This window comes from Butyricicoccus pullicaecorum DSM 23266, assembly GCF_900167005.1.
Taxonomy (GTDB): Bacteria; Bacillota; Clostridia; order Oscillospirales; family Butyricicoccaceae; genus Butyricicoccus; species Butyricicoccus pullicaecorum.
On the sequence record NZ_FUXW01000005.1, the window covers coordinates 42,084 to 54,281 of the forward strand.

Consider the following 12,198-nt stretch of genomic DNA (forward strand, 5'->3'; position numbering starts at 1 on the left):
CGCGCGGACGGACAGGGAGAGGGTTCGGTATGGCGAAGAGAGAGAACGAGCGCGCGCAGTCGGGAGAAAAGCGGGAGCAGCTGACCGGTCTTGACCGGTTTGCTGTGCCCGAGCGCACCCCGACGCAGACCGGGGGCAACCGCCGAACGGGCGAAAACCGGGCGAAACGCGCTTCCAAACAGAAGAAACAGACGGCGAGCCGGTCAGGGAGTGCGCCCGCAAAGACGCAGACGGCGCAGCCGTCCGGAAAGAGAACACAAGCAACGCAGGGGACACAGCCGTCTAAGCGCCCGAGCGGTCAGAGTGGCATGACTGCAAGGGTGCAGGGCACGCAGAAGCTGACCCCGCAGAAACAGGGCGTGACCCAGAGACCGCTGGGCGGCGGACGCACCGGGCGCGACCGCGTGCAGCATTTGCGCAAGATCGTGCGGCGCAAGGAGCGCCGTGCACGGCTGACCAAGATCATTGCGGTTTTGCTCAGTCTGGTGTGCGGCGTGCTGGCGCTGACCGCCTTTTTCCGCGTCGAGCAGTTGGAGATCGTGGGATTGACCCGCTACGAAACGCAGGACGTGCTGAACACGTTCGGCATCAAGCAAGGGGACAACCTGTTCTTCTGCGACAGCCTGCGCGGTCAGAAACGGCTGCTTGCACAGTATCCGTACTTTGAGAGCGTGTCGGTCGAGCGCGACCTGCCCAGCCGTATGGTCGTGACCGTCAAGGAGGCACAGCCGATCGCGGCGGTCAACAGTACGCAGGGCGGCTGGTTCGTGCTGGACAAGGACTGCCGTGTGCTGGAGCGCACCGATCAGGAAGGCGCAAAGGACGCAGCCGAGGTGCTCGGCCTGCGCACACCGGGTGCAGAGCCCGGTCAGACGCTGCCAGCCGAAGATCCCGACGTGCTCGAAGCGCTCAAGACACTGGCGAACGGTCTGGATAAGGTCGGGCTGGGCGGAAAGGCAACGCTCTATAACTTGCAGGATTTGGACAGCATCTGGTTTTTGTACGAGGAACGCTTTGCCGTGTGCGTGGGCGATACCAAGAATCTCGACCACAAGCTCGCCATCTTGCAGGCGCTTGTGACCGGCGATCAGTTCAGCCCGTCGGACAAGGGTTCGATCAATCTGGCGCTCGGTGACCGTGCGATCACAAACACCAGTTTGTCAGCCGGAGAGGTGGAAAAAACCGCACGCGGACAGGCCACCATCCAGCATATTGAAAACACGTCTGATGACACCGAGGGAGAAAGCGATCAGGACACCTCGGACAGCGATTCTTCGGAGGAAGAATAATCCGGAGGGGCAGACAGAAAAATAAGTTTTTTTCGCAAAATGACCGGCAACATCTTGCCAAATTGCGCAAAAAGCTGTAAAATGAAAAGAAATGGGGGATGTGCGCCCATTTCAGGAAAACAGCCTATCAAAAAGGATTTTAAGATATCGAAAATTTGCGAATTTACATACGGAGGACGGCATAATGGGTTTTCAGTTTGAAACAGGACTTGACAATGTAGTCAATATCAAGGTCGTGGGTATCGGCGGCGGCGGCAACAACGCAGTCAACCGCATGATCTCGAGCGGCATCCAGGGCGTAGAGTTTATCGCCATCAACACCGACAAGCAGGCGCTGCAGTATTCGGGCGCACCGACCAAGATCCAGATCGGTGAGAAGATCACCAAGGGTCAGGGTGCAGGCTCCGATCCGATGCGCGGTCAGAAGGCTGCCGAGGAGAGCAAGGACGAGATCGCTTCCGCACTCGAAGGCGCTCACATGGTCTTCATCACCGCAGGCATGGGCGGCGGCACCGGCACGGGCGCAGCTCCGGTCGTTGCAGAGATCGCACGCTCTATGGGTATGCTGACCATTGGTGTCGTCACCCGTCCGTTCGCATTCGAGGGCAAGAAGCGTCTCGATCAGGCACTCTACGGCATCGAGAACATGCGCGAGAACGTAGACTCCCTCGTCATCATCCCGAACGAGCGCCTCAAGTTCGTTTCTGAGCAGAAGATCACCTTCAAGAACGCATTCGCCATCGCAGACGACGTACTGCGTCAGGCAGTTGCAAATATCTCCGAGCTCATCACCGTTCCGGGCTTCATCAACCTGGACTTCGCAGACGTTACCTCGGTCATGAAGGACGCAGGCTTCGCACACATCGGTACGGGCGCTGCAACCGGCAAGGACAAGGCAACCGAGGCAGCGCAGATGGCGATCTCCAGCCCGCTGCTTGAGACCTCGATCGACAACGCACGCGGTATCATCCTGTCCATCAGCGGTTCGTCCGACATCGGCCTCGAGGAGATCGAGACCGCAGCAGGCATGGTACAGGCAGCTGCACATCCGGACGCACACATCATCTTCGGTGCATCCATCGACGAGGAACTGGACGACGAGCTGCGCGTTGTTGTTATCGCAACCGGCTTTGACACCGTTCCCGAGTCTGCTAAGGGTGTAGACGGCAGCATCGTTCCCCCCATCCGTGAGGGTGCAACCCCGGCACCGAACAGCGGTGCACAGCAGCAGACTGCATTCCAGTCTCCCTTCCGTGCGCAGCAGCCGACTGCACAGCAGCCTCAGCAGCCCACCCAGTCGGATATCGAGGATGACGCATTCAAGGCAATCATCGATATCTTCAATCACAATAACTAAGGACACTTTTCGCAGTGCATATAAAAAACAGCCCCCCTACAAAGAGGGCTGTTTTTGCCGCACGAGACCAGAGAAATGAAAGGATGTGATGGGTCCGTGAGCCCTGAACCGAGTCGAAAACGGAATCAGAATATGGTTTGCGGTGGGTCACATCCGAAGCACATGGAGTGACCACCGCGGAAAGGCGGTTACTCTATGATCGAATACTTTAAGTCGGACGCACGCTTGCTGAGTCCGCTGTACGAATTTGAGCCGGGGTGTTGGGTGAATCTGGTGCGCCCGACGAGCGAGGAGATCACTCACGTCCTGGCGACAACCGGCGTCGAGGAAGATTTCCTGCGCGCTGCGCTTGACCCGGAAGAGAGCTCCCGTGTCGAGCTCGAGGAAGATCAGACCCTGCTCATCGTTGACATTCCGACCCTGGAAGAGAGCAACGTGGAGCAGGACGAGTCTAAGATCTTCGGCACCCTGCCTATGGGCATCATTGTCCTGCCCAATACGGTCATCACCGTGTGCTTGCAGGACACCACCGTTCTGCGCGGTATCGCACAGAATAAGGTACGCGACATCCACACGGCCATGCGCACCCGATTTGTCTTGCAGATTCTGCTGCGCGTCGCCGGTTTATTCCTGCGCAACCTGCGTATGATCGAGCGCGACTTTACCAAGATCGAGCGCAGACTGTACGACTCGCTCAAGAATGAGGAGCTCATCCAGTTGCTCGGCCTGTCTAAATCGCTCGTTTACTTCTCCGCATCCCTGAAAGGCAACGAAGTGACGATGGAGAAGATGCTGCGCGGACGCATTCTGAAGCTCTATGAGGACGACCGCGACCTGCTCGAGGACGCGCTCATTGAGATTCGTCAGGCAATCGAGATGGCGGGCATCTACTCGAGCATTTTGGCCGGTACCATGGATGCTTACGCCTCGGTCGTGTCCAATAACCTGAATATTATCATGAAGGTTCTGACCGTTATCACCATTATCATGACCATTCCGAATATTATCTTCGGTTTCTATGGCATGAATATTACCGGAAATGATTTGCCGTTTGCTTATTGGTGGTGGGTACCGGTCGTGATCTCGATCGGCGGCTGTATCGGCGCATGGATTTACATGAAGCGTAAAGACCTCCTGTAAGAGAGGAAGCAATCCCGCCTGTAGGCCGAAATGAAGCTTTCGCTCAAGCCTTTCTCGAAAGGCTTGCGGGTTCTCAGGGCAGAGCCCTGAGTCGGACTCCGCAGAGTCCGAAATTCCCCTCTTGAAACCCGGTGTTCGACCCGGGTTTCAATTAAACAAAACAAATCAAAAGACCGTCCTTTTGGACGGTCTTTTTTTTGCCCTACGCGCTCAGCGCGTTCATGAAAACCAACCTGCCGGATTGGTTTTCCCAAAATTTAACGTAACTTGTACTCCTTCCCGCAGACGATCACCGACTCAATCTGGTCTAAATCCTGCGGCACTGCAAAACGTATACTGGTCGAAACATACGGCTCCTTGCCATCTGGCTGCCGGGTTTTAGAGTCAACCCCATCTTCACACGACGTGCCCGCACGCCAGCTGGAAACGATGGACTTATCCGGCTGATACTCGTCATTGTAGCTCGGCCCAATAAATACCACACGACCATCCTTGTACTTCAAATGCAGGTCAAAATCGCAGTCACAAGTCGTATTTTCCAGCGTACCTTGCGCAATCAGCGGACGCGCAGCGGGTAACAGATATTCCGGGTGCGTCGGAACCACCCAGCCGTGATTGTAGCACGAACCGCCTTCCACCCGGACGGTCACCGCCAAGGGAGAAATGGAAAGATCGGTCAGCGTTGCCGTTCTGCCATAAATATCCACAGCCGAACCATCTGCCAGCGCAATCGTGGACGTAATTTCGATGGGAATGCCGGTGATCTGTACCGGTTCATAGGTTTCAGTTGCCCAGTTATTTGCACGGAACAGCGATTTTTCGGAAGTTTCAATGTCCCAGATGGTCAGATCGAAGGTCATGCCGTCTTTCAGATTTCCCATCGTTGCCGTGATGACAAAGGGCAAATGGTTGCCGCCCTGGTATTGTTCGGGCACAAATTCGGCCTTGTAGCTGCTGAACGTGTTGTGCGGCGTGTGGTCGGAGGTGAAAAACTCCCAGTCGAAATTCAGCTCGGGTACATCCTCCGGGTTGACGACCGTGCCCTCGGGTGCTTGGACATCGAGCGCGACATAGAGCGTCACCGAATCGGCCAGACAGTCGGTGACGGTGAACGTCCAGCCCTGCTGGGTGACCGACTTCCCGACGGGGTAGGACTGAACCGGCATCCCAAAGAACGCCCGCAGCGTATCTCCAAAAGCCGGAACGGCAGCAGCGGTGAGCATGGTGACGGCGAGTGCTGCCGCGAGCGCACCGCAGACCGCTCTGCGCACGCGGTGTCGTTTGGATTTATGTGCATGCTGGGGCGCAGACTGCGCGGCTTGCCGCAGTCTGGCAGACAGTTCCTGCTTTTCCTCCGGGGTGAAGCGCACCTCATTTATGGCGTCAGTATAGCGTTTCATATCCGTATCCCTCCAATTCGTGTTTGAGTTTATCCCGTGCGCGGCTCAGGCGTTTGCGCACCGCAGCGGGAGAGATACCGAGCAGGTCGGCAATCTCGTTTGTGTCGTAGCCCTCGTAGTAATACAGGTGGATGACTTCCCGATCTCGCAGCGGCAGCGCCTGCACGGTGCGCAGCAGGGTATCGTCCGGGTCGGGAGACGCGGGTGCGGCGATGTGGGAAGCGTGGTCGAGGGCGGTGTGCTTGCGCCGCCATGCGCTTTTGAGCAGGTCTTTGCAGGCGTTGATTGTGGTACGCAGGACGTAAGCGCGTTCGGCGGCGGGTGAGTCGAAGTTGAGGTCGGATTGCAGCAGGCGGCAGAAGACATCCTGACAGATATCCTGTGCATCGGCGCGGGACAGGGAATAGGTCATTGCAAGGCGCAGGATGGTATCGGCGTAGCGTGCGACAAAGGCGTCGGCCTCATCGGGTGATTTCCAGAGCATAAAGGTCTCCCTCCTTTCTGTAATAGAGACGAGGCAGGTGGGGGAAGTGTGACGGGGAGGAATGGGGGAAAGTAAGAGAAAAAAACAGACTGTCAAAGCAGACAGTCTGTTTTTATGAGCGCACTAAGTGCGAGGGGGAGTCTTGCCGCCCACTCGTTTATCCGCGCACAGCGCGGGTATAAGGATAGTGACCTACGGGCTTTGGGCGGCGCTTTTAATTATTTTTGGTTGAAACCCGGGGCGGACACCGGGTTTCAAAAGGGGGATTTCGTGTCCTGCGGGACACGACTCAGGGCGACGGTGCCTACGTGTTAGGGACTTGGCCGAACAAGTCGGCCACAGCCTTGCGGGAAAACGCCCCACAGGGGCCTTTTCGGATTCCGCAAGGTTCGAGAAAGGCTTGAGCGAAAGCTTCAATATGGGTGCGGTGCAGGGGTTAGCCGGGGATTTCACCGACGCCGCTGAGGATATGACGCGGGCGGTAAGCGTAATTTTCGACTTCCTCGCGGGTGGTGCAGCCGGACAGGACCAGAACAGTATCCAGACCGGTTTCCACGCCTGCGACGATATCGGTATCCATGCGGTCACCGATCATAGCAGCCTCATTGGAGTGCACGCCGAGCAGGCGCAGGCCGGTGCGCATCATGAGGGGATTGGGTTTACCGACGTAGTAAGCCTGCTTACCGGTTGCCAGCTCAATGGGAGCGACCAGCGCACGGCAAGCGGGGATGATACCGCGTTCCGAGGGGCCGGTGAGGTCGGAGTTGGTTGCGATCAGGCGTGCGCCGCGCTGGATATAGCCGACGGCCTTGAGGATGGTCTCGTAGTTGTAGCCGGTGGTCTCGCCTGCGATGACGTAGTCGGGGTCAACGTCGTTCATGGTGATACCGGCGTCGTAGAGTGCATTGAGCAGGCCGGGTGCACCGATGACGTAAGCCGTACAGCCGGGGGACTGGTTTTTGAGAAAGGCAGCGGTTGCCAGAGCGCTGGTGTAGAAGTGGTCTTCGCTGACGTCCAGACCCATGCGTGCAAGTTTCTGCTGCAATTCACGGGGCGAGCGCTCGCTGGAGTTTGTCAGGAACAGGAAGCTTTTGCCTTCGCGGTTGAGCCAGTCCACAAATTCCTTGACACCGGGCAGCAGACGGTTGCCGTGATAGATCACGCCGTCCATGTCGCAGATGAAGCCTTTTTTCTGTCGCAGCTCTTCGAGCGATTCAAACGGTTCGGTCATGGGTAGGTACTCCTTATCTTATATCTTAATCTTTTTGAGATACATGTCTCCAGATTCTATTATGCAGGGAAGGCGCATAGAAATCAAGCAAATCTGGGTAAAATTTACGGGACAGATCAGATATTGCGGCGATATTTTCCCCAGCGGCGGATGCCGGAGAGCGAGGTCAGCAGGGTGATGACGGCGAACACCAGCAAGAAGGTCATGGCAGCCGTCCAGCCCCAGCGCTCGGAGAAGAAGCCGATGCCGTAGGAGGACAGCGCCGAGCCGAGGTAGCAGGCACTGTTGAAGATGCCGGTGACCGAGGAGGCGCGGCCAATTGCGCCGAAGTGGATGGGCATGAGGTTGATAATCATGAGATTTGCGCCGACCAGAGCAGTGGAGGACAGTGTCATCAGGACGAGCGAGACCACGGCGTTGTCCATACCGGTCAGGCACAGGACGGCCAGCGCACCACCGGCGACCGCCATGAAGCAGGCCGTACCGGCGAGCTCGTTGCGGATGAAACGACCGGCGATCCATTTGGACAGATAGACGCCGATGAGGTTAAAGACGGGCAGCACGATGGACAGTGCGACCGACAGCGACGCGCCGAGCGAGAAGCACTCGTCAAGGTAGGTGGGCATCCAGCTCTGGATACCGTCGCGCAGCAGGCCGAGCGAGACCGCACCCAGCACGGTCAGCAGCGTACCGGACACGATCAGCGTGCGAATCAGGCTGCCCTGTGCGGCGTTTTCCACCTGCGTCAGGGTGATTTCCTCGATTTCACCGCGCTGTTCGGTCTCGCGCTCATAGAACGACATGCGTACCCAGAAGAACGCAGCCGAAATGAGCATGATGAGGCTGGACAGCAGGAAGTCGGCGCGCCAGCCGGTAAAGTGCAGCAGGGCGGAGGCGAAGAGGTAGGTGAGAATGGTTGCGATCGGGTAGGTTGCCGCACCGTTTGCGCAGGCGCGTTTGCGGTGGGTCGGCGGAATCATTTCGGAAAAGACGCGGGCAGCGGGTGACCAGAGCATAGACTGGAACACGCCGTTGAGCGTCCACAGGGTGAGCATGACCGGGTAGGACGCGCCGGACAGACCCATGCCGAGGTTGAGCACAGCCGAGCCGATGATACCGGTGAAGATGAGCTTTTTGGGTGAAATGCGGTCGCCGAGGAAGCCGGAGAGCAGCTGACAGACGCCGTAGACGACGAAAAACATCGTACCGATCAGACCGGCCTGAGACTTGCCCAGACCTTCCTGTGCGATCAGATCGGCCATGACCGCGGCATAGCTCATGCGGCCGAACAGACCGGCGATGTAAGCACCGGCCGTCAGGCAGAACAGACGGTTGGCGTAGCGCGGCGGACACACGCGCCGCGTGCGAGTTGGTGACATAACGGAACAATCCCCCTTGTTTTTTTGCGCTTATTTGCAATTGTATCACTGTGACCGGGGACTGTCCACAAGGGAACGCAGGAAAGCCGGAAAAAACCGGAAGAATGCCGGAAAAAATGAAGCAGATCGGCGGCTGAAAGAACGGCAGTTGAAAAATACAACCGATTTGTATACTTTTCGCAAGAGGGAAGAAATCAACAATACCTATATAATATGCCGTGAATGAAGGGGGGTGGGCTACTTGAAATTTTGTGGTAAAACGGATACAATAAAAAATGTGTACGGAAGTATACGGCAATGGGAAGCATTGTCAAATTCAAAGAAAGGAAGCGGAAGTATGATCGCAATCTTATCCCCGGCAAAAAATATGCGTTCGGCGCCGGAGCGCGCGCTTCCGACGACCAGACCCCAGCGCGGACAGGAGGCCGAAGAACTGGCAGACGTTCTGTGCGCCATGCCCGCCTATGAACTGGAAAGCACCATGCAGATCAGTCCCGCGCTTGCGCTCCGTGCAGCGGCCGATTTTGCGGCCTGGACGCCGGAGGGCGGAGACCCGGCCATTCTGGCCTATGATGGACTGGCTTATAAATATCTGGACGCGGACAGCCTGACCGACGACGATCTGTGCTTTGCGCAGAACCATCTGCGCCACATGTCGGCGCTCTACGGTGCGCTCAGACCGCTTGATGTCATCCATCCCTATCGTCTGGAGATGTCACGCCGTCCGCGCGGCATGAATCTGTATAAATTCTGGGGCAGCAAGCTCCGGGATGACCTGTATGCCGAGACCGATCTCGTAATCAATCTGGCCTCGAGCGAGTACAGCCGTGCGGTATCCAAGCAGCTCAAGCCGGGCGACCGGTTTCTGACCTGTGAGTTTTTGTCCGAGCGCGGCGGCAAGCTGCGCTGTCTGGCGGCCAATGCCAAGATGGCACGCGGCGCGATGGCACGGTATATCATCCAGAACCGCATCGACCGGCAGGAAGACCTGACCGGATTTGACGAACTGGGCTTTGCGTTTGCGCCCAGCCTGTCCAACGATGCGGTGTACACCTATGTACAACAGCTTTGACCGTAGGAGGGAACTAAGATGCTGCAGGTAGGCACAAAAGCACCGGCCTTTACGCTGCCGGATGCACAGGGGAATCTGATTTCGTCGGAGACATTCGCAGGCAAGCGATGGGTGCTCTATTTTTATCCCAAGGATTCTACGCCCGGATGCACCAAGCAGGCGTGCGCGTTCGCGGCGGCACATGGAGCGTATGAAGCACTGGGCGTGCCGGTCGTCGGCGTGTCCAAGGACTCGCAGAAGAGCCACCAGCGCTTTGCTGAGAAGAACGAACTGCCGTTTTTGCTGCTGTCCGACCCTGAACTGACCGCTATTCAGGCGTATGACGTGTGGAAGGAAAAGAAGCTCTACGGCAAGACCTCGATGGGCGTTGTGCGCACGACTTACGTGATCGGCCCGGACGGTGTGATCGAGTGGGCAGGCGAAAAGGTCAAGCCCGACCAGAACGCACAGCAGATTTTGGACTTTTTAACCGGAAAATAAGCGTTCAGCCCTTGCGAAACGCGGTTCGGATGGGTTAAAATAGAGGAAAGAACCGTTGGGAGAAACAACAGAGGGGGACTTCCGAATGATTCATCCGATTGGTGTCATCCGCCGCGGCGAGCAGAGCTTTGTACGCGAGCGGCTGAAAGAATATGATCTGGTTCCGGTTGAGGCGTTCGCGCTGCGCATGATCGCGTCGCTGGACGGCTGCAATCAGGATACGCTGTGCACACGTCTGGAGATCGACAAAGGCCGCGTGGCCAAGCTGCTGGCCGGTCTGGAAAACGCCGGACAGATTACGCGCACAGTCAACGAGAACAATAAGCGCGAAAAACTGGTGCGGCTGACCGAACGCGGTCAGGAGGCATTGCAGTACGTCAATGAAACGCTGGACGAGTGGAATCATATGTGTATGCAGGGCTTCACTGAGGAGGAATGGACGCAGTTCTTCACCTTTCTCCATCGTATCGCGGACAACGTCGCACACAGCCGCAAAGAGGGCTGGCCCAAATTATAAGCATAAAGACCGATGCGTATCCGTATGATTTTCGGCCGCATCGGTTTTCTTCATACCCGATACTTTATCACACTACAAAACGAAAGGAAAACGCAGTACATGATCGGCACGCTTGTCAACACAGGAACGATTTTGGTGGGTTCGATCGCGGGCAGCTGCCTGCGGCACGGCATCAAGGAACAATATCGAGGGGCACTGTTTCAAGCAATGGGACTGGCAGCCTGCGCACTCGGCGTCAACGCAGTCGCACAGAATATGCCGAATAGTACCTTTCCCGTGCTGTTTATCCTGAGCCTTGCCGTCGGTACGCTGACCGGTACCATGCTGGATATCGATGGCCGGTTTCAGCGCCTGGTCGGCCGGTTTTCCAAGGACGGCGGACTGGGACAGGGGCTGTCTACTGCAATTTTGCTCTTCTGCATCGGTACGCTGTCCATTTTGGGCCCGATCAATAGCGCCCTCTACGGCGACCATACTTATCTTTTTACCAACGCAACCCTCGACCTCGTCACCTCCATGACCCTGGCCTCGACCTACGGCATCGGCATCGCCTGCGCTGCCGGCGTGCTGTTCTGTTGGCAGGGTGCAATCCATTTGTGCGCCGGTGCATTGTCTGGATTTTTGACCGATGCCCTGATGACCGAAGTGTCTATCATCGGCGGTATCCTCATCGCCGCATCTGGTTTGTCCATGCTGAACATTCGTGACTGTAAAACACTCAATATGCTGCCGTCGCTGGCGGTTCCAGTCATCTGGTTCGCAATCAAAGCCCTGTTAGGATGAACTCCCGCACCTAGGCGAAATAAAGCTTTCGCCAGCCTTTCTCGAAAGGCTGCGGGTTCTCAGGGCAGAGCCTTGAGCCGGACTCCGCAGAGTCCGGAATTCCCCTTTGATTCCCGGTGTCCGATCCGGGAATCAACCAAAAATAAAAAACCATCGCTCGCCGCAGCGAGCGAAATTCCCCGCGCGTCAAACGCGCTCATCAAAACCGTTCCCCGTGGGAACGGTTTTTTTACTTGTCCCAAAACGTCGAATCGTATGCAGGCGAACATTTTACACACAATTTACACAGTTCGTTCATCCAGCTGTCACACCGCGCGGCTACACTAAATACAGTCTTAAATCAACTCTAAAAGGAGGCAGCAAACCATGGATCAACAGCCGCGGCATGAACTCAAACATGAAATCACCTACGGCGATTACCTCGCCCTGCGCCGCCGCTTGCTCCCGGTCATGCAGCATGACCCACACGTCGGCCAGGATGGCCTGTATCGCGTACACAGCCTGTACTTCGATAACCACAACGATAAAATCCTGCGCGAAAAGCTGGACGGTAAGGCCGAACGCGAAAAATTCCGCATTCGCTATTACAATAACGACCTCGACCATATCCAGCTGGAAAAGAAGTACAAAAACCACGGCCTCGGCGTCAAGTATAACGCACCTATGACCGCAGATCAGGTGCGCGCCCTGCTGCGCGGAGATACCGCATGGATGGCAGAGAGCCCGCACGGTTTGATTCGCGAACTGTACGTCAAGATGAAAACTGAGACCCTTCGCCCGCGCACAACGGTCGATTACGTCCGCGAACCCTTTCTGTACAGCCCCGGAAACGTCCGCGTGACCTTCGACAGCCAGATTGAGTCGGCGGGCGCAGACGAGAACTTCCTCGAACCCCATGCCGCCATCCCGGCTGCACGGGGCAAGATCGTGCTCGAGATCAAATACGACCGCTATCTGCCCGCACTGGTCGCCGGACTGCTCGATCTGGGCAATTTCCGCGCTGCCGCCTTTTCCAAGTACGCGATCTGCCGCATGGTATACTAAAAAATCCACATAAAGGAGTCCA

The 12,198-nt window shown here is 56.8% G+C and carries 12 protein-coding genes; 8 read left to right on the plus strand and 4 right to left on the minus strand.

The window, feature by feature from the left end:
• Positions 1 to 29 precede the first annotated feature (29 nt).
• The 3 genes from B5D52_RS10255 to B5D52_RS10265 all read left to right on the plus strand — a co-directional run bounded on the left by B5D52_RS10255 (position 30) and on the right by B5D52_RS10265 (position 3,786).
• Positions 30 to 1,289 (plus strand): cell division protein FtsQ/DivIB, encoded by a 1,260-nt coding sequence (locus B5D52_RS10255; protein ID WP_016148664.1) that lies wholly within the window; start codon positions 30 to 32, stop codon positions 1,287 to 1,289.
• A 184-nt stretch (positions 1,290 to 1,473) separates the two neighbouring features.
• On the plus strand, positions 1,474 to 2,646 hold the full coding sequence (gene ftsZ, locus B5D52_RS10260; protein ID WP_016148663.1) for a cell division protein FtsZ: 1,173 nt from the start codon (positions 1,474 to 1,476) through the stop codon (positions 2,644 to 2,646).
• A 195-nt stretch (positions 2,647 to 2,841) separates the two neighbouring features.
• Positions 2,842 to 3,786 (plus strand): magnesium transporter CorA family protein, encoded by a 945-nt coding sequence (locus tag B5D52_RS10265; RefSeq protein ID WP_016148662.1) that lies wholly within the window; start codon positions 2,842 to 2,844, stop codon positions 3,784 to 3,786.
• Between the two features lie 257 nt (positions 3,787 to 4,043).
• On the opposite strand, the gene B5D52_RS10270 is transcribed toward B5D52_RS10265, so the two are convergent.
• From B5D52_RS10270 to B5D52_RS10285, 4 genes are all read right to left on the minus strand, one after another.
• Positions 4,044 to 5,186: a DUF4179 domain-containing protein gene (locus B5D52_RS10270; protein WP_016148661.1), complete on the minus strand. Its 1,143-nt coding sequence runs from the start codon at positions 5,184 to 5,186 to the stop codon at positions 4,044 to 4,046.
• Positions 5,170 to 5,670 (minus strand): RNA polymerase sigma factor, encoded by a 501-nt coding sequence (locus B5D52_RS10275; protein WP_016148660.1) that lies wholly within the window; start codon positions 5,668 to 5,670, stop codon positions 5,170 to 5,172. The genes B5D52_RS10270 and B5D52_RS10275 overlap by 17 nt, the downstream gene beginning before the upstream one ends.
• Before the next feature lie 436 nt (positions 5,671 to 6,106).
• Positions 6,107 to 6,901: an HAD-IIA family hydrolase gene (locus B5D52_RS10280; protein WP_016148659.1), complete on the minus strand. Its 795-nt coding sequence runs from the start codon at positions 6,899 to 6,901 to the stop codon at positions 6,107 to 6,109.
• Between the two features lie 116 nt (positions 6,902 to 7,017).
• Positions 7,018 to 8,280 carry an MFS transporter gene (locus B5D52_RS10285; protein WP_016148658.1) on the minus strand — a complete coding sequence of 421 codons (1,263 nt, stop codon included), beginning with the start codon at positions 8,278 to 8,280 and terminating at the stop codon, positions 7,018 to 7,020.
• A 337-nt stretch (positions 8,281 to 8,617) separates the two neighbouring features.
• Here B5D52_RS10285 and B5D52_RS10290 point away from each other — a divergent pair, with 337 nt between their 5' ends.
• The 5 genes from B5D52_RS10290 (at position 8,618) to B5D52_RS10310 (ending at position 12,176) form a co-directional block, all read left to right on the plus strand.
• On the plus strand, positions 8,618 to 9,352 hold the full coding sequence (locus B5D52_RS10290; RefSeq protein WP_016148657.1) for a YaaA family protein: 735 nt from the start codon (positions 8,618 to 8,620) through the stop codon (positions 9,350 to 9,352).
• 18 nt (positions 9,353 to 9,370) lie between these two features.
• Positions 9,371 to 9,832, plus strand: a complete 462-nt coding sequence (locus B5D52_RS10295; RefSeq protein WP_016148656.1) for a peroxiredoxin — start codon at positions 9,371 to 9,373, stop codon at positions 9,830 to 9,832.
• Between the two features lie 85 nt (positions 9,833 to 9,917).
• Entirely contained in the window at positions 9,918 to 10,349 is a 432-nt protein-coding gene (locus B5D52_RS10300) for a MarR family winged helix-turn-helix transcriptional regulator (protein WP_016148655.1), read from the plus strand.
• Between the two features lie 99 nt (positions 10,350 to 10,448).
• On the plus strand, positions 10,449 to 11,132 hold the full coding sequence (locus B5D52_RS10305) for a DUF554 domain-containing protein (protein ID WP_016148654.1): 684 nt from the start codon (positions 10,449 to 10,451) through the stop codon (positions 11,130 to 11,132).
• Between the two features lie 366 nt (positions 11,133 to 11,498).
• Positions 11,499 to 12,176, plus strand: a complete 678-nt coding sequence (locus B5D52_RS10310) for a polyphosphate polymerase domain-containing protein (protein WP_016148653.1) — start codon at positions 11,499 to 11,501, stop codon at positions 12,174 to 12,176.
• Positions 12,177 to 12,198: the final 22 nt, after the last annotated feature.